This window comes from Micromonospora sp. NPDC048935 (assembly GCF_043197875.1).
In the GTDB taxonomy this organism is placed as follows: domain Bacteria; phylum Actinomycetota; class Actinomycetes; order Mycobacteriales; family Micromonosporaceae; genus Micromonospora.
Map to the genome: position 1 here is coordinate 339,135 of NZ_JBICTZ010000002.1, position 22,370 is coordinate 361,504.

The following is a 22,370-nucleotide window of genomic DNA, read 5'->3' on the forward strand; positions in this document are numbered from 1 at the left end:
GGCTGTGGCACAAATAGCTGCCGAACAGGAGGATATCGTGCAGCAGCACATGAAGAATGTGCTAGATATATCGCGCCGCAGGATGCACCTACGAAACTTCTCACGCGGCCTGGTTGACCTGTATTCCAACGCGCTGGACAAGTTGGTTAAGTGATGAGGCTTATATCCCTCGAGCTTCACAACTTCCGACAGTTCGCCGGAACCCACAAGATCGAGTTCGCGACCGGGGATGACCGGAACGTCACCCTCATCTACGGGGCAAACGGCGGCGGGAAGACCACACTGCTCAACGCCTTCACCTGGGCGCTGTATGGACAAACCTCCCTGGACTTCGAGCAGCGAGACCGCTTGGTGTCGGACTCCGTGTGGGACGACGCCACAGGCGACGCTGTGCTGGAGACTAGCGTCGCCGTGGCCTTCGAACACAACAATGTGCACTATCACCTCAAGCGTCGAGTGACCACCCTTAAGGAGGGCGGTCGTGAACAGCTACCACATACGGTTGACGTGCAACTCGACAGCATGGAAATGAATGGGGTCTGGAAGAAGGTAGATCCGTGGGGTGATTCCATCGCCCAGATTCTACCCCAGGACTTGTCAAAGTTCTTCTTCTTCAACGGCGAAAGAATCGAGCAGCTCGTACAGCCGAAAGCTTACGCCGAGATCCAACTCGCGATCAAGACGCTGCTCGGTTTGGAACAATACGAGGTTGCCCTGAAGCACCTACCCGAATTGTCGAAGCGCCTCCGCGCAGAGTTGCGGAAACTCGGCGGTACGCAGGCCAGTAACATCGTCAACGAGCAGGATGAAGTTCGTGAGGCGATTGACCGCCTGGAGGACGAGCGTCGACGACTCAACGGTGAACATCGCCACTTGGGCGACGAAAAGGAACAAGTACTGGGCCTGCTGCGCGCAAACGGGCCGGCGGCGGAACTGCAGAAGCGCCGAGATGACCAGGAGCGCGCGTACAACGCGGCCGTGGAGCGGCAAGCACGGGCGCGAGAAGCACGCCGAAATCTTCTAAGCCGGCAGTCCTATAAGGTGTTGCTGGCCAAGCTGCTCCCGGATGTGGAGCAGGCGGCTATGGGTCTTCGGGACCAGGGGCAGCTGCCCGCACCTCTCAAGCGCCAGTTCGTGGAAGAACTCCTGAACACCGGGACGTGCATCTGCGGCACCGCGCTACGGCCGGGGGCTGAGCCGCACGCGCATGTTGAGCGGTGGCGGGCCAAGGCCGGCCTCGCCGAGGTGGAAGGCGCCTGGCAGCAGCTGCAGGGCCGTATCGGAGAGGTCCGTGACGTTGCCGCTGGCCTGCCTGAGCAGCTGCGGCAGGTCAATGCCGACATCGCGACGGCGATCGAGGACGCACGGCAGGCTGCCGCCATCGTCAGTGACGTCTCGGCGCAGATTAAGAAGTTGCCGGCAGAGGATGCCCAGCAACTTGAGAGCCGTCTCACGAAGCTTGACACGCAGATCATCGACAACAGGCGCCGCGTGTTCGACATCGAGCGCCAGTTGAAGGAGAAGGACGATCGGGCGGCGGAGCTTCGCAAGTTGTTGGCGAAAGTTGAGATAACTGACAAGCAAAGCGCCGTGATCCGTCGTCGTATCGACGTCAACGACTCCGCACATGCTGCGTTCCAAAAAATGTACGACACTGCTTGCGAGTTCGTACGCACCCGGTTGGACCGTCAGATTCGAGACGTCTTCTCACGGATCGCGGTCAAATCGTTCTACCCAGAACTCAACTCCTCGTTTGAGCTGCACCTGTGGAAGGGGTCGGGTGACGACCGGTTCCCAGCGCCGAAGTCCACCGGAGAGAACCAGATTCTAAGCCTCTCCTTCATCGGAGCTCTGGTGGCGCTGTGCCGCGAGCGCGCGAAGGAGGACGAGAACACGAAGTTTCTCGGCCACATGGGCGGCTTGTACCCCATCGTGATGGACGCCCCGTTCGGAAACCTGGACAACACCTATCGCCAGCAGATTGCCCAGGCGCTGCCCAACCTGGCCTCGCAAGTCGTGGTGCTGTCCAGCGCCGCGCAGGCCGAGGGGGTGGTCGCCGATGAACTTGAAGGACGGGTCGGCGCCAAGTATGTGGTCACGATGAAGACGACGAAGACCGATATCAACAGTGAGCGCCTCGTCCTCGACGACAAAAGCTTCGACTACGTGGTGCCTGCTGCAGATTCGGACCACGCGACCATCGAGAGGGTTCGTTGACATGGGTGACCCGCGGGTTCGCCGGCCGGCCGACAAGGCCGAGTTGATTTCTCGCCTCGCCGAGGGGAACGAATCTGTCTTCCCTTCCATGCGCGACCTCTTCGTGTTCGCCGCAGCGCTGGGCAAGGTGGACGAGCGACGCCGACCGCTGACGCGCGCCGCGAAAGACCCGATCCGGTTGGACCTCTTCCGCACCGACGCGGGCCACGAACTGCTCCTTCAATGCCTGGCCGTGCTAGCACATCCAAACGATGCCGAGATCCTGCGGGAAGACCGAGTGGACGAACGCATCGAGATCTTCGAGGAGTACGTGAACGGTGGTCTAGAGCTGCTGCAGGAGCACCTGGACGCCGGCAAGCTCAAGACCGACGACGAGGTGATCGTGGCAATGCTGAGCGCCTACTTCGATCACCACGATGGCGGCGACGATGTGGATCTGAGTCAGTTCGCCGATGATCTTGGACTGTAGGCCCCGCTGAGGGCTTGTAGTGCTGCCGGTGCCCAAACACCCGCCGCCAAGAGGCTGCGGTCGGCCCGCGACAACGGCGGGTCGGCCCCATCCTCGCCACGCTGCCCCGGCCGTTCGGTGCGGGTTCAGCGCTACAGGCCTGTCGGGCCTACGTCCGCCGAACGCCATGCCCTCGTCCCTACGGACGCCCGGCTGTGAAGCCCACCGCCCGCCACCTCGACGTTCTGGCCGCCGAACGCCGCGACCTAGCCTCGGGTCGTAGCGAACGCCCATACCGATGAGATCAAACCATCGCCCGTGCGGCCGAGGCCCAGCCCGGCGCACGCTTCGGGTGGAGTGCTAGCTGAGCAGACCGCTCAATGCTCCGCTCAGCGCGTCCCAGTCCGGCTCCGGCGTCATATGAGACCACGAGAACCGCAGAGCGCCTTGGACGCGGTCGTTGGACAGGCCCATCGCCTCCAGGACGTGACTCGGGGCGTAACTGTGCGATGTACACGCCGAGCCGTTCGAGATCGCCACGACGGGCTTCAGCGCCAGCATGACGGCCTCGGAGTCCAGGTATCCGCCATGTCCGTTCGGGATCGATACATTCAGTGTGCTCGGCAGCACATGATCCTGGTCGCCATTGAACTCCGGATCAAACGGGGCTAGGGCTGCCATAAGGCGGCCCCGTAACCTCTCGCAGGTTCGGCGGCGGTCACGCTGATCGGCCACGGCGAGGGCGGCGGCGGTGCCAAGCCCAGCGATCAACGCGACTGCCAACGTGCCGGCGCGAAGCCCTCGCTCCTGACCGCCGCCGTACTGCAAGGGGCGAAGCGGCGGGCGGACGAAGCCGCGTCGCCGCGCGATAAGGGCGCCTACGCCCTTGGGAGCGTAAATCTTGTGGCCGGATACACTGATCAGGTCGATACGGGATTGCCGCAGCGGCTCGAATTCCTTACCGAAAGCTTGGGCGGCGTCGACATGCAGGAAGGCGTCATGGTGATCCATAGCGGCCGTGATGTCGGCGAGGGGCTGCAGGACGCCGGTTTCGTTGTTGGCGTGCATGATCGAGACGAGCAGCGTGTCGGAACGAAGGGCACGGCGGAGATCGTCGGGATCGACCCGGCCAGAAGTATCGGCCTGCAGCAGAGTGACGGTGAAGCCTCGTCGACGTAATTCGTCGACGGGCTCGAGGACAGCTTTGTGCTCGATCGCCGTCGTGATGACGTGCCGGCGACTCGTGGCCTCGCCGTGATCAACCAAGCCCAGAAGGGCGAGATTGTTGCTCTCGGTCGCACCGCTGGTGAAGATCACCTCATCGGGACCGGCATCGACGACGGCGGCGACCTCCTCCCGCGCGGCCTGCACGCGGCTCTTGGCCGTCTGCCCATAGCCGTGGGTGCGACTGCCGGCGTTGCCAAAGTCACTGACCAGGTAGCGGGTCACCTCCTCGACAACGCGCGGTTCCAGAGGGGTCGTCGCGGCGCAGTCGAGGTACACCGGCATCGACTCCGGCTGACCTGCGGCAACGGCAAACTGCGAGGGCAAGGAGATGGATCGTCGTGGCACGCCACCACTGTACGGGATCAGCGGAGGGCTGGTACGTACGTAGCCATGCCCTGGTACGTGTTTGACTTACGTACCGCGTTGTCGTAAACCTGTACGACATGTCGACCTTGGCGCAACGCAGGCCGTCCCCCGTCGCGGAACGTCGAGGGGCCTTCGAATACGTCTTCCCCGCGATTCGCGGAGTTCAAGCTCAGCGTGAGTTCTATGTGACCATGTGTCCACTACGACTCATCCCACGGCTCTTCGTCTTCGATGAAGAGGAGCTCTTGCCGGAGTTGCGGGCTCAGCGGACCCTGAACCGTGCGAGGGTGCCCGACATCGCCCGGTATATTTTGGAAAATCAGGACACGTATACATTTTCTGCGCTGACCGCTTCCGTCGATGCCGACCTTCGCTTTGAGGGATTTGAGGGCGACGGGCCACTTGATCGCATCGGCACGCTGTCGATTCCAATGTCCGCCAAGTTCGTCATCAACGATGGCCAACATCGCCGCGCCGCCATCGAAGAAGCCCTACGGGAGAATCCCGAACTGGGCGACGAGAGCATCGCGGTCGTGCTGTTCCTCGACCTCGGTCTCAGCCGGTGCCAGCAGATGTTTGCCGACCTCAACCGGTACGCGATCCGCCCAGCACCGTCGCTGAGTGTGCTGTATGACCAGCGTGACACCCGTGCATGTATCGCGCGGCAGGTCGTCTTCGAGTCTCGTGTACTCACGGACCTTGTAGAAACTGAGAAAAGCAACCTGTCGGTCCGGTCCCGCAAGCTTTTCACCTTGTCGGCCGTGTTCACTTGCACCAAGGCCCTGCTCGACGGATTCGACGACCTCCCTTACGAGAAGCAAGCTGGCATCGCGCAGGATTTCTGGACCGCGCTCATCGACTATTTCCCTGACTGGAAGCGCGTCGCGCAGCAGGAAGTCACCGCCGGGGACATCCGCCGTGACTTCCTTCACTCGCACGGCATCGCCCTGCACGCATTGGGCAAGGTCGGCAACCGGTACGTGTCACCCACTTCATCGCCCCAGGTATGGCGGAAGAAGTTGGCCCCCCTGCGTGAGGTCGACTGGTCGCGGGCTAACCGAGCCATGTGGGAAGGCCGGGCACTGGTCGGCGGCAGAATCTCTAAGTCAAGCGCCAACGTACTCTTGACGACTAACGCTCTGCGCGGCGTGCTCGGACAAGAACTAAACGCGGAAGAACAGCTCGCCGAGAAGGCATTCATGGGAGAGGGTCGATGAGTCGCGGCAAGCCCACGCCAAACTCAGTCTTCGCTGCTGACGGATACTCGGCGGTCATCGAACGGCTGACCACCGAGATCCAGGAGTTGTACCTCACCGACCACATCCCCTGGGTGGTGGGCTACAGCGGGGGCAAGGACTCAACCGCGGTGCTGCAGCTGGTCTGGTTGGCCCTCGCCGGCTTGCCTGCTGAACAACGCAAGAAGCCGGTGCACGTCATCAGCACCGACACCCTCGTGGAAAACCCCGTCGTCGCCGCCTGGGTTGCGCGTTCTCTCGACGTCCTGGCCGACGCAGCCCGCACCGCCGCGATGCCGATCACGCCGCACCGGCTCACCCCTAGTGTCGAGGACTCCTTCTGGGTCAACCTGATCGGCCGCGGCTACCCGGCGCCTCGACCCAAGTTCCGCTGGTGCACCGAACGGCTCAAGATCAACCCGTCGAACACGTTCATCCGGAACGTCGTTCGTGATCACGGCGAGGCCATCCTGGTCCTCGGCACGCGCAAGGCCGAGAGCGCCGGCCGCTCCAGCCGCATGACCAAGCTCGAAGGTCGACGCATCAGGGACAAGCTGAGCCCGAACGGGAACCTGCCCAACTCGCTGGTGTACTCGCCCATCGAGGACTGGAGCAACGACGACGTCTGGATGTTCCTCATGCAGACACCCAACCCGTGGGGGTACTCGAACAAGGACCTGCTGACCATGTACTCCGGGGCATCCGCCGACGGCGAATGTCCCCTCGTCGTCGATTCCAGCACGCCCAGCTGCGGCGATAGCCGATTCGGCTGCTGGGTGTGCACCTTGGTCGACAAGGACAAGTCAATGTCCGCGATGATCCAAAACGACGACGAGAAGGAGTGGATGCTCCCGCTGCTGGCCCTGCGGGACGAGCTGGACGCCCCCGACCGGACGAAGCGGGACTTCCGCCGTATGAACGGCCGCATCCAGCTGTTCAACGACGACCTCATCCACGGGCCCTACACCCAAGAGGCCCGCGAACACTGGCTCCGCAAGCTCCTGGAGGCCCAGACCTACATCAGGAAGACCGGACCGGACAACGTCCGCGACCTCGAGCTCGTTTCCGCTGCGGAGCTCGAGGAGATCCGCCGCATATGGGTCATCGAGAAGCACGAGTTCGAAGACCGGCTCCCGGTCATCTACCGGGAAGCCACCAAGAGTGACTACCCAGGCAAGGCGATGGATGATCACTTGCCGCTCAACGCCGACGACGTGCAACTACTGCGCGACCTGACGGAGGGCGACCGCGTCCATTTCGAGCTTGTGCGAGAACTACTCGATGTCGAGCAGAGGCACCGGACGATGACTCGTCGTGCCGGGCTGTTCGACGCTTTGGAAGGAGCGCTCAAGCGCGGCTTCTACACCGATGCCGCGGACGCCACCGAGCGCGCCCTGCGCCGGCGCGACCTGCAGGCTAAGTCCAAGGAGCCGGCCAGCGACCCGCACGCAGGGTTGTTCGGCATAGCCGAAAGCTTCACCCGACCAGTCGACGCCATCGACGAGGAAGCCGCACATCAGTGATTCTGGACCAGCTCACACTCGAGAACGTCGGCGTCTTCGCCGGTCGTCACACCCTCGACCTGACCCCGCCTTCGTCCCGTAAGCCCGTGACGATAGTCGGGGGGTTCAACGGCAGCGGTAAGACAACCATCCTGGAGGCCATCCTCTTCGCGCTGTACGGCCCCCTGGCCCGATCAGTCTCCGGGCGCGCCCGCGGCTATGACTCCTATCTGCGGCAACTGGTCCACCACCGCGGCACCGGACCGTCCAAGGCGGCGGTCGAGCTGCGCTTCCATGCCTACCGGGAGGGCGAACGCTTCGACTATCGCATCCACCGAAGCTGGCAGATCCGCGGCAAGTCCGTCACCGAGGGAACCGCAGCCTACCTGAACAACGTGCTGGACAGGGATCTCACGGACCGTTGGGCCGAGCACGTCGAAGCGTTCATGCCCCGCGGCATCGCCGAGCTGTTTTTCTTCGACGGCGAGAAGATTGAGACGCTGGCGGAACTCGACAATGCCCGCAGCATGTTGCGCACGGTCATCGGTGCGCTCCTCGGGCTGGACCTGGTCGACCGGCTCGACACCGACCTGGGCGTCATCGAACGCAACCACCGGAGGCAGTCCGCTGCCGGCGACAAGCAGACAAACCTAGACGAGCTGCAGCAACGCGTCACACAGACACGTGCCGTCGAAGAACGCCTTCATCAGGACCTTGCAGCCATCCGCGTCCGGGTCGAGCGTGCCGCCAAACGCCGCCACGAGCAGCAGGAACGTTTCCGTGTCGAAGGTGGTGAACTGTTCCGGCGTCGTAAAGACCTCGACGAAGCACGCGACAAGGCAACCGAACGACTCAAAGCAGCCGACAAGCAGCTACGCGACCTCGCCGAGGCCGCCGCGCCTTTCCTACTCGTCCCAGACCTCATCGATGAGGTGATCGAACAGGCCACGGCCGAGGTCGAGTCCGCCCAGATGAACCGCCTCGCCGGCGTGCTACGCGACCGCGACCGCGACATCATCGAGCGACTTCGAGGCATGAAAGTGCAAGCTGCGGCGATCGATGACCTCGACAAGTACCTCGCCGAGGAAAGGCTGCATCGCACCGCCCGCGCCAGCGCCACGGACATCACCCAGCTGACCGCAGATGACCTGGTCCACGTACGGGCGATGCACGAGCACGATCTACCTGATATTCGGCAGCGTCGGTCAGCGCTCCTACGGCAACGGGACCGGGCCACCGCCGATCTAGAGGACAATCAACGGCAGTTGGCGGCCGTACCTGAGGACGAAACTGTCAAGCACCTGCAGGAGGACCTCGATGCGGCTGTTGCCGACGAGACCGCCGCGCAACGCGACCTCGACCGTGCCGAGGCTGATCTCACTGCCGCGCGTGCCGCCGGAGCCTCCGCCATCAAGGCGTACGAGTCAGCGCTCAAGAAGGCCACCGACGCCGCCCTCGAGCGTGAGGACTCGCAGCGCGTGCTGGCCCATAGCCAACGGGTCCGCAACACCCTCACTGCGTTCCGGACGGAGGCCGTTAAGCGACACCTTCGCCGCATCGAGCGCCTCGTCCTGGAGTCCCTGCGCAGCCTGCTCCGTAAGCAGGACCTGGTCGCTGACCTACGCATTGACCCTGAGACCTTTACCGTCAGCCTTACCCGATCCGACGGCACCGACCTTGCACCCCAGCAACTGTCGGCCGGCGAACGTCAACTGCTCGCCGTCGCCCTGCTCTGGGGCTTGGCTCAGGCATCCGGCCGTCCCCTGCCGATTGTCATCGACACTCCTCTAGGACGCCTCGACGGACAGCACCGCGAGCATCTGATCCGCCGGTACTTCCCGCACGCGAGCCACCAGGTCATCCTGCTGTCAACCGACCAGGAAATCGACGAGGCAGCCTGGAAGGAACTCAAGCCCACCACCGGCCACGCGTACCACCTCGACCATCCATCCCACAGCACTGGCACCTCCATCCAGCCCGGCTACTTCTGGTGAGGACACGATGACCATCGAACACATCCGTTTGAGCCAGACCGCCAAGGATCAACTCATCACTCTCAAGCGGCGTACCAACCTCACCCAGTGGAACGTCCTGTGCCGGTGGGCGTTTGTTCGCTCACTCGCCGAGCCCACCATCCCGCCGAACGCGAAGATCGTCACCGACAGCAACGTCGAGATGAACTGGCGTACGTTCGCCGGCGCACACGGCAGCCTGCTGTGGGCGCTGCTTCGGGTTCGCTGTCACCGCGACGGCATCCCGTTGGACGACGAGAACCTCGCGCAGCAGTTCCGTCTACACCTCCATCGAGGAATCGGCTACCTCGCCGGCGATCGGCAGCTACGCACCATCGCCGACCTCATCAACCTCGACGCAACCCGATCCGCCAAGGCCGCATGACCCCCATCGCCCGGCACAAGACAGCGATGACAAGGCTATCGCTGTCGAGGCCCTTGGCCACCGCCGTCGACGACGCGATCGTCCACACCGACGTGACAGTCTTCGACTACGGATGTGGACGCGGCGGTGACCTTCAGCGCCTCACCGAACTCGGCATCAGCTGCTCCGGCTGGGATCCCAGCCATCGCCGCGAGGCCGAGCGGCGTGCCGCTGACGTCGTCAACCTCGGCTACGTCCTGAACGTCATCGAGGACCCCGTCGAACGCGCGGAAGTCCTTCACTCAGCATGGGCTCTGGCTCGAAAGGTCCTCATCGTGTCCGCCCGGCTCGTCTGGGACGCCAAAGGGTTGAACGGGCGGGCGGTCGGCGATGGGATCCTCACCACGGCCGGAACATTCCAAAAGTTCTACACCCAGCAGGAGCTGCGTGCATGGGTGGAGTCCACCCTCGCCGCCCCAACCCTCGCAGCCGGCCCGGGCGTCATGTACGTGTTCCGCGACCCGGCAGATGCCCAGTCACTACTCATCGATCGTGTCCGCCGGACCGCAAGAACCCCCACGCCTTGGGTCAGCACCCAACTCTTCGACGATCACAAAGTGCTGTTAACGCCTTTGATCACTTTCCTCACCGAACGAGGACGCCTTCCTCGGGCCGGAGAACTACCCGAGGCCGATGCGATCAAGCGACAGTTGGGAAGTATCGCGCGAGCCCACGCCGTTATCGTCAACGCCACCGGAGCGGAGAAGTGGGAGCAACACCGCCTCCACCGCGCCGAAGACCTCCTGGTGTACGCAGCCCTCGCACTTTTCGACCAACGGCCACCCTTCACCCACCTACCCAAGCCCGTCCAGCACGACGTGCGAGAGTTCTTCGGCACCTACAAACAATGGTGCACCCGGGCCGACAACCTCCTCATCACCACCGGCCAGCAGCAACGCCTCGACCTGGCCATCTGCGCCTCGCCCGTCGGGAAGCTGACCCCCAGCGCCCTCTACGTCCACAGCTCGGCACTGGGCCACCTCCCGCCCTTGCTGCGAGTCCTCGAAGGATGCGCCAACACTTTCGTAGGCGCCGTGCCCGGCGCGAACCTGGTGAAGCTACATCGAGGTCAGCCCGTCGTCTCCTATCTCAGCTATCCCACGTTCGATGCCGATCCGCACCCCGTCCTTGCACGATCGGTTATCGTCAACTTGCGTAAACTGGCAATCGACCTCCGTGACTACCGGCGGGTCGATAACCCTCCGCTGCTGCATCGCAAAGAGGAGTTTCTCGCCTCTGACCATCCCCGCCGCCTTCAATACGAGCGTCTAACGGCTTCCGAAAATCGCAATGGCCTGTACGCACACCCCGAGCGCATCGGTACGCTCAGGGCTGGGAAGCAACACTGCGAGAAGTTGGTGTACAGATTCGTGGGCATCGTCTCTACCGCCGCCATGCCAGCAGATAGTTCAGCAGAGCTAAAAGAGTCGTCTAACCCACCCAACGCAGCATGCGTTGTGACGGCGCCCGTGCAGTTTATAACCGATTGACCAGCAATTCTCGCTTGACGAACCGGTACGCCTTCCACGTGTCGTGAACCGCACAGAAAACCTTCATGTTGGGCGGCGTGAGTGCTCCATGTTCGAACCATGGGGCGATGCGCAACTCACCATCTTCTAGGTCGGCTCCACAATCCCGGTTCTCACACTTGTGCCGAAGGCTCACTACACGCAACGTCCACAGCGGGCGCGGAATGGTTACCCAGCCGAGCGCCGGGTGGCAAAACTGATCTGACCACGATTGAGTGTCGTAGATGCTGGTGTAACGACCCTTCGCGATGTTGCACCATCCGCACGCCAATCGCAGGTTGTCTAGGTCGTTGCTACCTCCGTCCGCCAAAGGGAGCACATGGTCAATTTCGATACTGACATGCCGAGGTTTCACTCTCGCCCGGACAAAATCGGTGAGCACCGGGGCGGGAACCGCGCGACGAGTCCTACCGGCGATGAAGTTGTCCCTGGCTGCCGCACTGAAGCGAAATCCACACAGATAACAGTGAGGGCGGCTCATCGACTCCCATAATTCGGTCCTGATAGGCTTGGACATTCGAGCACGCGCGGCTAGTCGACGTGCATTTACCTCGCGCCACGCTAACTTGCTCAACTCCTTCCAGGCGTCTGTTGCCTCCTCACGCGGCACGTCGTGCAGAAGGTCGAGCACACCGGGCCGAAGGCGCGAAGCAAGGTCGCTGAAACTTAGTGAGGTGTCGGCCGCGTACCGCGCCGGATCGACCAGCCCATCCAGGAACCAGCGCGCGTAGGCGCTAGCGATGTCGGCCTTGAGCAGCGCCTCCCTCGGACCATAGACGCGTGTTGGCACAGTGAAGGCGGCTAGCGAGTCAACAACATCACCGGACCATTTAGATTTGTTAACCTCGACCGCCTTCTGAAGGAAGGCGACGAGGTTTGCCACGCTCACCAGCGCCGACCTAGAACTGAAAGTTACTCAGCGGAGGGAGTCGGTCCGGGTTCTCTCGATACTCAAACCAGAGTGTCGCCAACTCCTTCTTCACTCGGTCGTTGTCTTTTTTGTAGCCATTAAACTCCCAATGGCGATTGAAGTATTTACGGCCCCTCTCGGGGCTAATCCAGTCATTAAAAGCCGCGTCGACATCTGCACGCGAACTCAAGGTTCTTCTCGCGTTGTGTAGGAACTTGAAGAAATCAGCAGCAAGGATAGTAAGGCTTACTTTGTTGTAAAGATTGCTGTCCCTCGTGCTTCCCCATGCATTTGGCGCTGCCGGATCCGTATCGGCGAAGTCGTCGCGTACGCGCGTGTAGAAGTGTGCAAAAACCTCCAGCCATGGCCCCTCCGACGCACCCCAAATCTTCTTACGTTCTCTCTGCGTGGTGGCGCCCGCCACATATTCAGACTGGGGTAGGCACTTCTTGCACCACAGCGCGGCATGGTCATTTTTGAGACCGTACTGGCGACCTCCGGTCAGATCCCGGAAGATTCTGATCAAACCGCGGAGCACACTCCACTGAAGGGAAACGTTCCGGTCATCGTTGACACCCGTCTTGACGAGACCATAAAAGGGACTGTTCGGGTCTCGGGTCAGATACGCGATTGCCCGAGAGTCATCGAACTTGATCTTGGCGTCTCGGAGGCGTTGCCCGATCTCCTCAACCTCATGATCGCCGAGGCTCGTCGCGACGATGGTTCCCAGCAGAGCGTCCGACAACGGCGTCGCCTTCTGGTTCACCACCACGAACTGAAAGACGTGTTCAGCCGGACTTGGATCCATCAGGAGAGAAACCGGGAGACGGCGAGACTGTTCCCGCAGGATCATCTCGTTGACGTTTGCAGGCGCGACGCCCTCCTCGAGGGATGCGAGCACGCGATCCTGATTGGCGTCGTCGTTAGCCTTGATTTCGGCCGCTTTGACGGCTCCGCGTAGGCGATGCTGTCCATCGACCAACACAACAGGCAGGAGATACGCCAGCACCGCATCCCTGTGGAATCCGAGCAACTCGTCATCAGCACCGTCGAGCCCCGTGCGCCTCAGCACCTCAAGTCGGGCTAAGACCTCAAGATAGAAGTCCGTGAGGTTGGTGCTCTCGGACAGCATAGTTGCAGCGTTCCAGTTAGGTCCGGTGTCGGGGCCCTGTCCGGCAGCCTCTTTGTCATCGTCGTCCTGGCTATCGTCCGGATCTTCTCCTTCGAGGGTGGAGTCGCCGGCTTCACTCGGCAGCCGGTGCCCGTAGTCGCTCTGGACCTGGGTGATCAAGTCCGCAATACGTTCATCCTCCGGCGTCCGATCAGCTAGATGCGGGAAGCGATTCCGCAGGTGTGCCGCGAGCCCTTGGAGAAGCTCTAGCATGGACTGTTCACGAAGGCCGTCAGTCCGGATGACGATGTCACCGAACTGAGTCTGCTCGTTGCCACCATCCCCTCGCTCGAACGAGACGTTGGCAAGGTCCTGCTGTGCGGCAAGGAGCGGGTTCTGAACCACATTGCGCGGATCACTAAAAAAGGCTGCGATCTCATCGACGCGGTCGTCCGTCTTGTCCCGCTGGAAACCGATGTTCTCGTGGCCCTCGACGCGCAGCCGCTGCGGAACCCCCGCCCATTTATCGATGTCGACCGCCGGCGCGGAGAACAACACCAACGGCTTTCCGCCATCCGCCTGGTAGGTGCGGTACGCGGGGTATCGGTACTCAGGCAACGAACTTGCTCCTCTGGCCACGGGACGGTGCCGACAACCTCACCACTGCAGGTGCCTCCGAGTAAACCTGCCCCCCAGCATCCCAAAACCGCCGTGTCGCGTCCACATAGCCCACGGTCGTGACTTCAGTGCGCGGAGGGCGCCCCGCAATGCCCGATGTCGCTTGGAGGCCACGCCGCCGCCGCGCCACCGGCAACTGCTTGCTTATCTGTGCAAACCATGGTTAAAGGTCGAGCTTGCTCTTGGTGCCCGAAGGCAATCGGGCAAGTAACCCATCGGCCCCAAATCGGCGGGCCGTCACAGTCGCTGCCCTGCCCGCTCAGCGCGGGGACAACATCACGGTCCATACCGCGCAGGGGCGTTCACCACCAGCGGCTCCTGACCTTGATCTCGCGCACGGGCATCTCGGAGGGGTGTAGGGGGCGTTCGACGACGGGGCGGATCGTGTGGGGTGTGATGCGGTCGCGTTCGTGTTCCTCGGCGAACCGGGCGGCCTGTTCGTGTTCGCCGAGGGTGTCCAGGGCCTTGAGGAGGTCGGTTATCAGGATGTCGAGGCGGTGGGTTTCGGCTTCGGCGGCGAGGAACCGTTCGTGGTGGGTGACTGCCCGGTGGCCGCACCACTGGCGTAGTAGTTCGTGGCGGGGCCGGTCGTGGCGGCGGTACCAGTCGTACTCCCATTCCGGTGTCGTCGACCGGCTGTCGCGGCCGACGCGGTGCTCATCGCCGAACTTGCATTTGTGGCGGGACTGGGCTTCCTGCTCGATGACGAGGTCGAGGACCTGGGTCGGATGGGCGTGGCATGCGGCCTCGACCAGTTGGAGGGTGCCGGCCGGTGACCGGGTGGTCCGGCCGTCGTGGTCGAACCATTGGGCCGAGGCGAGGATGTCGTTGATCGGGCCGTCGATGATCTCGCTCAGCCGGGCCCTGTCGTGGATGTCGGTGGCGCATGACACCGGGGACCAGAGCAGTTCGGCTACGTCATCGCTGATCAAGAGGCCGAAGATCTCCTCGACGCAGGCTTCCTCTGTGCGGTCGAGGCTGAGATCGTCGATGCGTTGCCAGTTCGCCATCAGCGCGTCGAAGGTCCCGACTTCGCTCCACGGCACCCGCAGCCGCGACCTTGGGGCCTTCTCCACCCGTTCGTCGGGGTCGTCGAGGAATCTGATCTCGAGGCGGGCGCTGGTCTTCTTCGGCTCGACGGCCAGGATGCGGACGCGTTCGGACGGTGCGTGGTCCGACTGCCGGTACGCCCATTCGTCGCCGATGGTGAAGCGGGAGGGGTCGGTTCTCATCCAGCTGTCCTTCGGGTAAGCGTCGCTTGTTGCGTGGTTCCGGGTCGTGCTGGCGGGTTGGCGCCGCGATGGCGACGGGTCCCGGCGCAGGCTCGTGCGCATTCGGCCGGAGTGTGGTGGCGGTTGAGGTGTCGACGCACTTCAGGCGCCGCTGTCGAGCAGCCCGTGGTGCCACGATTCGGCCTGTCGGCGGGTGCCGGCGTGGGCCTGCCGGTCGTGATCAGGGCGGTGCTCCTTGCGTGGTCCGTGGGGGCTCCAGTCACCGAGGAACGGGCGCAGGTCGTCGGGTCCGGGTTCGGGGTTGTAGTTGATGTCAGCCAGCACGCGGGGATTGCGGGTGGGGTCGATCCGGTCTGCGGCGGCCCTGCCCCATGCGACCCAGCTGGTGAGGTACTCGCCGGCGCCGGTCCGCCGCTCGGCCGCTTGTTCGAGGGCGGTGCAGAAGGCGCGGATGTCAGCTGCGGTGGTCCATGCCTGGTAGGCGTTGCGGAAGGTTTCCGCGCGGATGGTGTCTGCGGCCCGGCCGCGGGCGTCGGCCATTGCGGCGTGCCAGTGGGCGAGGGTGGCCTCCTCCTGCCGTCAGCGCTCGGCCGCTGCTTCCTCCTGCCGCCGCCGGTGTTCGATCGCGGCCTTCTCTCGCGCGGCTTCGGCTGCCCGCCGTTGCTGTTCGTCGGCGGTGACGCCAGCCTCGAACCCTTGGATGATCTGCGCGACGCGCTGTTCCAGACGTACGCGTGGGGTGTCGGTCCAGGTGTCCCGGTTGTCGTGTCCGGCTCGGGCGATCTCCAGACGGAGCCTGCCGGAGTCGACGACATCGAACTCCGGGGGTTTCATCCACGGCCGCAGGCGCATCACCTTCAGCTCCTCGGCGGTGGGTTCGTGCGGGACGTGGTCGCGTTCCTCGGTCAGGGTGACCGTGCGTCGGACCTGCCCGGCTTGGAGGAACACCCGCGGGTGTTTCGCCTTGGTGTTGACCCCGAGCCGGTGCCCACGCCGGGCCGCCTCGCCGGCGAGCTGCTGGATCAGCAGCAACGCCCGGGGCAGCGAGTCCGGGCTGACGGCGAGGTTGGTCGGATCGGCTTCGAGGGCGCTGAACGCCAGGTGCGGGTCGGTGGTGACACGTCGGGTGTTGAGCCGGATCCGGTTCCAGTCGGTCTCGTCCGGACCGGCGTCGGTGTACAGGCGGATGACGATGTCCCCGGCGGGTTGCGTCCACGGGAGTGGTGTACGACTTGCCCGTGATGGGCGTGTTGGGTAGATAGGAGACGGCCACCGCGCGATCCTTCGAGACGGCTAATACTGCAACGGCAGTAGGCGAATCGAGTTCGGTTCGTGTTCGTTGGTCTGCCTGTGGCGGACGTTGATGTCGATCAGTGGCATGGGGAGTTGGACCGGCTGCATGCCCGGATCGGGCCCAGGTTTCGGCGGTCGGAACCGCGGCGGCGGGCGCGTCAGTACCTGTGCGGGCTGGTCTCGGGCCTGGGCCGGAAGAACGGCTGGACCTTGGCGGAGCAGGCCGGGGATGTGTCGCCGGACGGGATGCAGCGGTTGTTGCGGTGGGCGGATTGGGACGTCGACGCGGTCCGTGACGATGTGCGGGACTACGTGGTCGAGCATCTCGGCGACCGGGCTGGTGTGTTGATCGTCGATGACACCGGGTTCCTGAAAAAGGGCACCCGGTCGGCCGGGGTGCAGCGGCAGTATTCGGGCACTGCTGGTCGGACGGAGAACTGCTAGGTCGGGACGTTCCTGGCCTACCGGTCCGTGAAGGGCCACGCGCTAATCGACCGGCAGCTTTACCTGCCGGCGTCGTGGACCGATGACCGGGATCGGTGCCGGGCCGCGGGGATCCCGGACGAGGTGCAGTTCGCCACGAAGGTCCAGATGGCCCGGGACATGCTGGGTCGAGCCTTCGACGCCGGGGTGCCGGTCGGGTGGGTGACGATGGACGAGGCCTACGGGCAGTCGAAGTCGTTGCGGGTCTGGTTGGAACAACGGGATGTGGGTTATGTGGTCGCGACCCGCCGCAACGACGACATGATCACCACCAGCATGGGCACCGCCCGCGCCGACCAACTCATCGCCGCGCTGCCGGCCCGGGCGTGGTGCCGGCTGTCCGCCGGCGCGGGCGCTCACGGCCCGCGCGAGTACTGGTGGGCGCGGGTGCCAGTGCGGATCTGCTGGCAGCCCGGCCGCGGACACTGGCTCCTCGCCCGCCGGAGCATGACGACCGGGGAGATCGCCTACTACGTCTGCTACGGACCCCGCCGCACCCGCCTGCTCGACCTGGCCCGCATCGCGGGAGCACGGTGGGCGATCGAGGAGTGCTTCCAGCAGGCCAAGAACGAAGCCGGCCTCGACGAATACCAGGTCCGCGACTGGCGAGCCTGGTACGCCCACATCACCCTGTCCATGGCCGCCCACGCCTGGCTCTCCGTGGCCCGATCCCTTACCGCAAAAGGGGATCCAGCACCGGCGACGACATGATGATCGGCTACACCGTACCGGAGATCCGAAGACTGCTCACCGCACTCATAGTGCGATCAACCCACCCACCCGAGCACGTCTGGGCCTGGTCCCGCTGGCGCCGACGACGCCAACACCAAGCCCGAACCTGCCACTACCGACGACACGGCTACCCCTGACCAACTGCCGTTGCAGTACTAAGTCCGAGTGAAGGAGTGTGATGCGCGATGGCCGCATCTGAGAGTGTGAGCCCTGTTGAGCTGCTGCGCGAGCAGATCGAGGGCGCGTCGCCGGATGTGTTGCGGGCGATGGTGAAGACGTTCGCGCAGGCGTTGATGTCCGCCGAAGCGGATGCGATCTGCGGCGCTGATTACGGGCAGCGCAGCGAGACGCGGGTGAACTCCCGCAACGGTTACCGGGTGCGGGACTGGGACACCCGAGCTGGCACGATCGACCTCGCGGTGCCGAAGCTGCGCAGCGGGTCGTACTTCCCGGACTGGTTGCTGACTCATCGCCGGCGGGCTGAGCAGGCGTTGGTCTCGGTCGTGGCGACGTCCTGTCTGCTCGGGGTCTCGACCCGCCGGGTGGAAAAGCTGGTCGAGCAACTCGGCGTCAAGCAGCTGTCCAAGTCGCAGGTGTCGGAGATGGCCGCGCACCTGGATGCGCAGGTCGAGGCGTTCCGCAACCGGCCGCTGGACTCGGGGTATTACGCGTTCGTTTGGATGGACGCGTTGACGATGAAGGTCCGCGAGGCCGGGCGGACGGTCAACGTCCACGCGCTGGTCGCGGTGGGGGTCAACGCGGACGGTCAACGCGAAGTCCTCGGCTTTGATGTCGCCTCCGACGAGGACGGCGCTGGCTGGCTGGCGTTTCTACGCTCGTTGACCGCCCGCGGGCTGACCGGTGTTCAACTGGTCATCTCTGATGCCCACCGCGCTCTTGTGGGCGCGATCGGCGCCGTCCTGCCCGGCGCCACCTGGCAACGCTGCCGCACCCACTACCTGCGCAACCTGCTCACGAAGGTGCCCAAGTCCGCGCAGCCATGGATCGCGACCCTCGTGCGGACGATCTTCGACCAACCCGACGCCGACGCCGTGCGAGCCCAGTTCAACCGAGTCGTGAGCACCATCGAGGCGAAGTTCCCGGCCGCCGCCGAACACCTCGCCGACGCCCGCGACGACCTCCTGGCCTTCACCGGTTTCCCGCGTGAGATCTGGCGCCAGATCTGGTCAAACAATCCGCAGGAACGCCTGAACAAAGAGATCCGCCGCCGCACCGACGTCGTCGGGATCTTCCCGAACCGCCCGGCGATCATCCGCCTCGTCGGCGCGGTCCTGGCCGAACAGACCGACGAATGGACCGAAGGACGCCGCTACATGGGCTTGGAGATCCTCACCAAAACCCGCCTCATCATCGACCAACACGACACCGGCCAGGCCGACCCCACCCCGATCGCCGCCTAACATCAAACCGGATCCCGCGATGGCCGTCTCCTACACCACCAGCGCGGACGTGACCTCCCCGGCGTCACGGCCAGTGTGGCGCAGATGGTGACCCGATGGCACAAGTCCCTCCTGCTTGAACGCGAGAATGATCCGCCGCTACCGGGCCCGCGTTGCACTGTCGGGACTCTCGATACGGACCATGCCGCCCTCGAGCTGTAGGCGGTCGAGCAGTTCGCGAGCCGATCGCAGCAGGTCCTCCGACGAAGCGCCGCCGGCGATGCCGCCGAGTGCCGGCGTCTCGGACCGCGGGAGGGAAGCGCGGTGGTCGGGATGATCGGGATGGTGGCCATGCTCAACGTAGAAGCGACCGGCGTCGGTAGAGCACGCCCTCCACACCCCTGCCTTGCGTGTCACCGTCACCAAGCCCCGGTCCTGGAGCGCACGCGCCGACCGGCGATACTCGACGCCATCCGGGCCGCTGAGGGCATTACCGCCGTGGATCCGGCGAAGCAGGTCGAGCTGCCGCTCATTGAGCGAATCCCATCGCTGCACCACCCGACAGTAAGGGGCACGGCGTACTCGATGGAGCTGGACACGGCTGTAATGGCATCCCGGTCGGAGCAAGCGACCGAACCGGCGCCCACTGAAGCTCTTCCTGGAGCTCACTCCCACACCGCTGGTAGCACAGCGCCGATCACCCAGGGCGGCGGCTGGTGAGGCGGTCCGACCCGGTTGCCTACCGCCCTGGTGCGCTAGGCCGTGTTTCGTAGGGCACGAAGCCATTGGTTGATGGCGGCGATGGTGAGGGTGGCTTCGTAGCGCACGGCGAGTTTGTCGTATCTGGTGGCCATGGCGCGGTGTTGTTTGAGCTGGTTGATGCCGCACTCCACGGCGTGACGCAGGCGGTAGACGTCGGGGTCGAAGGCGGGCGGACGCCCGCCTTGGGATCCTTTGGCCTTGCGGTGCGCGTCCTGGTCAGCCTTGCTCGGGATGCACGCGCGAATGCCCCGGGATCGCAGGTGGGCGCGGTTGGCCTTGGACGTGTACGCCTTGTCGGCCAGCACGGTGTCGAGGCGGGTGCGTGGCCGGCCACCACCGGCTCTGGGGATACGGACCTTGGCCAGCACGGGGATGAACTGTGGGCTGTCACCGCGCTGTCCGGCGGTCACCACCAGGGCCATCAGTTTGCGGCCCTGCTCGCAGGCCAGATGGGTCTTGGTGCTCCAGCCGCCCCTCGATCTGCCGAGCCCGTGATCGGCCGGCTCGGCCTGCACACCACCAGGAGGCTCCTTCTGCGCCTGGCCGTCGCGGCGGGCTCCCGCCGCGTGCTGGTGGGCGCGGCTGATGGTCGAGTCCACGCTCACCGTCCAGCCGACCAACCCCGCCGCGTCCGCCCGGGCCTGCAACGAGGTGAGGATCTGCGCCCAGACACCGTCACGCTGCCACCGCCGAAACCATCGATACAAGCTCTGCCACGGCGGGTACTCCGCAGGCACGTCGCGCCACGGCGATCCGGTCCGGACCCGCCACCGGATCCCGTCGATGATCAGTCTCATGGTCCATCTGCGCGGCCGAGCATGACCCATCCCGGCAGGCAGCAACGGCTCCAACACCGCCCACTGCACGTCGGTCAGGTCATGTCGCCTCACTGCCGTTACGCTCGGCACGAGGTCTCCGGTGTGAAGTTCTAGCTTGGTCGCTGAACCAACTACCGGAGACCTCTTCAATTAGCGACCACCGCCACGCCCCAACAACGACGCCTACGAAACACCGCCTAGACGCAAGTTCGACTTCGTGTCTGAGATTTCCGTCCTGTCGATGGCCGCGGCCGCCGGGCCGTCCGAGCAGGTGACAACGTCCTCCCACGAACCCGGCGCGTTGGTCAGCCACCCTCGAACTGGATCGGCAGCGAACATCCGCGCCCAACTGGCGGAGAACTCGTAACGCCGATAGCGTCGCCGCGGCCGAACCTGTCGTACGACCCGTCTATGTCCGCACCCTCGGCAGGATGCCCGCCGGGGGAGATACTGTCGACGCAGGCGTGACAGGCACCACCGACATGTCCCAGGTGATCGGCCCAACCACGTCGGCCACCACCTGTCACGCGGTCAAGAATCTTCGCCCAGTTCCCATCGCTGCGCCAGTGGCGGAACACCTCGTACCGCGCGGCCCAGGATCCGTGGCACTCGGAATGTCACTTGTGCAAGTGCTGATATTCATTGCGATAGGGTTTCCAGTCGTGACCAAGCCAAGAGATGAATCGGTTTGCCCGGCTCACATACGATTGCACCGTATCCTCGGTCATGTCAGCTTGGCGAATCGCCCGCTCGTAACGCTCAACCTCAGCGCGAAGCTGCTCAACTGTCCAGGACTTCTCGCTCATGGCTGTTATCCCTCCAAATCTCGTTCATAGTCTGGCGGTTTATTCGTCTCCGCTCCTGTATCCCCACCGGCCCTGAGAATATGTCTGCGTGTTCAGCAAAGAGGACTTAACCAACGGGGGCCCAGGCCGCCGGAAGGTGCTGGGACTGCCTCAAGGGCCAAGCCCCTCGTTGTCCTCAGCCTCCGTAGGCGGGGGCACGACCGAAGGATCCCCGCAGCACCAACGTTGGTGTCGGCATGGCCGGCGTTCCGGTGCCTCAGCCACACCTACTCTGGACGTCGGCCGGGGCTCCTTATTCGCGGCTTACGCACCTTTGACCAGCAAGGCGGGCATCGGTGTACACAAGCAGACGGGCGCCACCGTCATTCGCCAGTCCGCGGCGCTCCCACAAGCTAACCGGGCCGGGCCAAGCTTTCTCTGTCAACTGCCTTGCCGCAGGCCCGGCTGCACCACTACCACCCCAGATGAGCCGATCACGGCCGACTAATCGAAGCACCCAAATTCCAACGCCGCGCGCTGCAACGAGGGCTCTTCGCCGAGCTCCTCAGCCCCGTCCCACTCCAGCTTGCCACCCACGGCTTCGTACCCGGCGCCGCGCCGCCCATACCTCCGCCGCAAGCCTATGCACCCGCCCGACCGGGCAAAGTCGGGACACGCTGCCACCATCGACCACATATCGATCCGGCGGGGGCCCGAGACGGGCAGCTCTGCCCTTCTGTCGTACGCCGCGGCTAAGTTTCTCGCACGTGGCTGGCGTGTGGTGCCAGGTCACACATGGGATGCCGAGGAGGGCCGGTGCGCCTCACGCGGGTGTACGTCAGGTTTTTCAAGTCCTTCAACTTCGACTATGAGCGCCGCGCGAACGAAAAGGCTCAGCGTGCGACGTGGGAGATCCTGCCGGAGGGCTGGTATCCCCATGTGCGCCTCGACGTCGACCCCCAGATCACCGCGATCGTCGGAGCGAACGAGTCGGGCAAGAGCCACCTGCTGGACGCCATCGAGTGCGTCATGGGTGAGCGCGAGGTGACGCGTAGCGACTTCTGTCGCTACTCGCAGCTGTTCTCGGTCGAGACCGACGAAGTCCGGATACCTGACGTGGGCGCCGTCTTCATGGTCACCCGACAGGCGGAGTCCGAGTTGCTGGCGACACTCGACGTGACCAGGCGGTAGGCGAGACGTTCCTGT

General features: G+C 64.2%; 18 protein-coding genes and 1 pseudogene. 10 read left to right on the forward strand and 9 right to left on the reverse strand.

Annotated features, from left to right (window positions below):
- Positions 1–153 precede the first annotated feature (153 nt).
- Together ACGFIW_RS07930 and ACGFIW_RS07935 are read left to right on the forward strand one after the other, a co-directional pair.
- Positions 154–2,217 carry an AAA family ATPase gene (locus ACGFIW_RS07930; RefSeq protein WP_393311815.1) on the forward strand — a complete coding sequence of 688 codons (2,064 nt, stop codon included), beginning with the start codon at positions 154–156 and terminating at the stop codon, positions 2,215–2,217.
- A gap of 1 nt (position 2,218) precedes the next feature.
- Complete coding sequence (locus ACGFIW_RS07935; protein ID WP_393311817.1) at positions 2,219–2,686, forward strand: DNA phosphorothioation-associated protein 4; 468 nt, start codon at positions 2,219–2,221, stop codon at positions 2,684–2,686.
- Between the two features lie 339 nt (positions 2,687–3,025).
- Here the strand turns inward: ACGFIW_RS07935 and dndA are convergent, their stop codons facing one another.
- On the reverse strand, positions 3,026–4,237 hold the full coding sequence (gene dndA, locus ACGFIW_RS07940) for a cysteine desulfurase DndA (RefSeq protein WP_393311819.1): 1,212 nt from the start codon (positions 4,235–4,237) through the stop codon (positions 3,026–3,028).
- 98 nt (positions 4,238–4,335) lie between these two features.
- Between dndA and dndB the strand changes: the two genes are divergently transcribed.
- From dndB to ACGFIW_RS07965, 5 genes are read left to right on the forward strand one after another with little or no spacing between them, the layout of a single operon-like run.
- Positions 4,336–5,475, forward strand: coding sequence for a DNA sulfur modification protein DndB (dndB, locus tag ACGFIW_RS07945; RefSeq protein WP_393311821.1), 1,140 nt, complete (start codon positions 4,336–4,338; stop codon positions 5,473–5,475).
- Complete coding sequence (gene dndC, locus ACGFIW_RS07950; protein ID WP_393311823.1) at positions 5,472–7,016, forward strand: DNA phosphorothioation system sulfurtransferase DndC; 1,545 nt, start codon at positions 5,472–5,474, stop codon at positions 7,014–7,016. The genes dndB and dndC overlap by 4 nt, the downstream gene beginning before the upstream one ends.
- Positions 7,013–8,989 (forward strand): DNA sulfur modification protein DndD, encoded by a 1,977-nt coding sequence (gene dndD / locus ACGFIW_RS07955; RefSeq protein WP_393311825.1) that lies wholly within the window; start codon positions 7,013–7,015, stop codon positions 8,987–8,989. The genes dndC and dndD overlap by 4 nt, the downstream gene beginning before the upstream one ends.
- Positions 8,990–8,996: 7 nt before the next feature.
- On the forward strand, positions 8,997–9,392 hold the full coding sequence (gene dndE, locus ACGFIW_RS07960) for a DNA sulfur modification protein DndE (protein WP_393311827.1): 396 nt from the start codon (positions 8,997–8,999) through the stop codon (positions 9,390–9,392).
- Positions 9,389–10,921 carry a DNA phosphorothioation-associated putative methyltransferase gene (locus tag ACGFIW_RS07965; RefSeq protein WP_393311829.1) on the forward strand — a complete coding sequence of 511 codons (1,533 nt, stop codon included), beginning with the start codon at positions 9,389–9,391 and terminating at the stop codon, positions 10,919–10,921. Before dndE ends, ACGFIW_RS07965 begins: the two co-directional genes overlap by 4 nt.
- On the opposite strand, the gene ACGFIW_RS07970 is transcribed toward ACGFIW_RS07965, so the two are convergent.
- The 5 genes from ACGFIW_RS07970 to ACGFIW_RS07990 all read right to left on the reverse strand — a co-directional run bounded on the left by ACGFIW_RS07970 (position 10,908) and on the right by ACGFIW_RS07990 (position 15,923).
- The gene (locus ACGFIW_RS07970; RefSeq protein ID WP_393311831.1) at positions 10,908–11,849 is read right to left on the reverse strand and encodes an HNH endonuclease; all 942 of its coding nucleotides are present in this window, start codon (positions 11,847–11,849) and stop codon (positions 10,908–10,910) included. The genes ACGFIW_RS07965 and ACGFIW_RS07970 overlap by 14 nt on opposite strands.
- 10 nt (positions 11,850–11,859) lie before the next feature.
- Positions 11,860–13,599 carry a hypothetical protein gene (locus ACGFIW_RS07975; RefSeq protein WP_393311833.1) on the reverse strand — a complete coding sequence of 580 codons (1,740 nt, stop codon included), beginning with the start codon at positions 13,597–13,599 and terminating at the stop codon, positions 11,860–11,862.
- A gap of 362 nt (positions 13,600–13,961) precedes the next feature.
- Positions 13,962–14,993, reverse strand: coding sequence for a hypothetical protein (locus ACGFIW_RS07980; RefSeq protein ID WP_393311835.1), 1,032 nt, complete (start codon positions 14,991–14,993; stop codon positions 13,962–13,964).
- A 39-nt stretch (positions 14,994–15,032) separates the two neighbouring features.
- Complete coding sequence (locus tag ACGFIW_RS07985; RefSeq protein ID WP_393311837.1) at positions 15,033–15,431, reverse strand: hypothetical protein; 399 nt, start codon at positions 15,429–15,431, stop codon at positions 15,033–15,035.
- Between the two features lie 39 nt (positions 15,432–15,470).
- The gene (locus tag ACGFIW_RS07990) at positions 15,471–15,923 is read right to left on the reverse strand and encodes a hypothetical protein (protein WP_393311839.1); all 453 of its coding nucleotides are present in this window, start codon (positions 15,921–15,923) and stop codon (positions 15,471–15,473) included.
- Positions 15,924–16,241: 318 nt separating this feature from the next.
- On the opposite strand from ACGFIW_RS07990, the pseudogene ACGFIW_RS07995 reads away from it, so the two are divergent.
- A pseudogene (locus ACGFIW_RS07995) lies at positions 16,242–17,536 on the forward strand (IS701 family transposase).
- Between the two features lie 48 nt (positions 17,537–17,584).
- A complete protein-coding gene (locus ACGFIW_RS08000; RefSeq protein WP_393311841.1) occupies positions 17,585–18,820 on the forward strand; it encodes an IS256 family transposase in 1,236 nt (411 codons plus the stop codon).
- A 138-nt stretch (positions 18,821–18,958) separates the two neighbouring features.
- Here ACGFIW_RS08000 and ACGFIW_RS08005 read toward each other — a convergent pair whose 3' ends face one another.
- The 3 genes from ACGFIW_RS08005 to ACGFIW_RS08015 form a co-directional block, all read right to left on the reverse strand.
- Entirely contained in the window at positions 18,959–19,354 is a 396-nt protein-coding gene (locus tag ACGFIW_RS08005) for a hypothetical protein (RefSeq protein ID WP_393311843.1), read from the reverse strand.
- Between the two features lie 200 nt (positions 19,355–19,554).
- The gene (locus ACGFIW_RS08010; RefSeq protein WP_393311845.1) at positions 19,555–20,451 is read right to left on the reverse strand and encodes an IS5 family transposase; all 897 of its coding nucleotides are present in this window, start codon (positions 20,449–20,451) and stop codon (positions 19,555–19,557) included.
- A 545-nt stretch (positions 20,452–20,996) separates the two neighbouring features.
- Positions 20,997–21,185 (reverse strand): hypothetical protein, encoded by a 189-nt coding sequence (locus ACGFIW_RS08015; protein ID WP_393311847.1) that lies wholly within the window; start codon positions 21,183–21,185, stop codon positions 20,997–20,999.
- A 795-nt stretch (positions 21,186–21,980) separates the two neighbouring features.
- On the opposite strand from ACGFIW_RS08015, the gene ACGFIW_RS08020 reads away from it, so the two are divergent.
- Positions 21,981–22,355, forward strand: coding sequence for an AAA family ATPase (locus ACGFIW_RS08020; RefSeq protein ID WP_393311849.1), 375 nt, complete (start codon positions 21,981–21,983; stop codon positions 22,353–22,355).
- Positions 22,356–22,370: the final 15 nt, after the last annotated feature.

Bases quoted from the DNA above. Each gene is read 5' to 3' on its own strand.
- ACGFIW_RS07930 (WP_393311815.1), top strand. From the start codon at position 154: ATGAGGCTTATATCCCTCGAGCTTCACAACTTCCGACAGTTCGCCGGA.
- ACGFIW_RS07935 (WP_393311817.1), top strand. From the start codon at position 2,219: ATGGGTGACCCGCGGGTTCGCCGGCCGGCCGACAAGGCCGAGTTGATT.
- dndB (WP_393311821.1), top strand. From the start codon at position 4,336: ATGTCGACCTTGGCGCAACGCAGGCCGTCCCCCGTCGCGGAACGTCGA.
- dndC (WP_393311823.1), top strand. From the start codon at position 5,472: ATGAGTCGCGGCAAGCCCACGCCAAACTCAGTCTTCGCTGCTGACGGA.
- dndE (WP_393311827.1), top strand. From the start codon at position 8,997: ATGACCATCGAACACATCCGTTTGAGCCAGACCGCCAAGGATCAACTC.
- ACGFIW_RS07965 (WP_393311829.1), top strand. From the start codon at position 9,389: ATGACCCCCATCGCCCGGCACAAGACAGCGATGACAAGGCTATCGCTG.
- ACGFIW_RS07980 (WP_393311835.1), bottom strand. From the start codon at position 14,993: ATGCGCACGAGCCTGCGCCGGGACCCGTCGCCATCGCGGCGCCAACCC.
- ACGFIW_RS07985 (WP_393311837.1), bottom strand. From the start codon at position 15,431: ATGGCCGACGCCCGCGGCCGGGCCGCAGACACCATCCGCGCGGAAACC.
- ACGFIW_RS08000 (WP_393311841.1), top strand. From the start codon at position 17,585: ATGGCCGCATCTGAGAGTGTGAGCCCTGTTGAGCTGCTGCGCGAGCAG.
- ACGFIW_RS08015 (WP_393311847.1), bottom strand. From the start codon at position 21,185: ATGAGCGAGAAGTCCTGGACAGTTGAGCAGCTTCGCGCTGAGGTTGAG.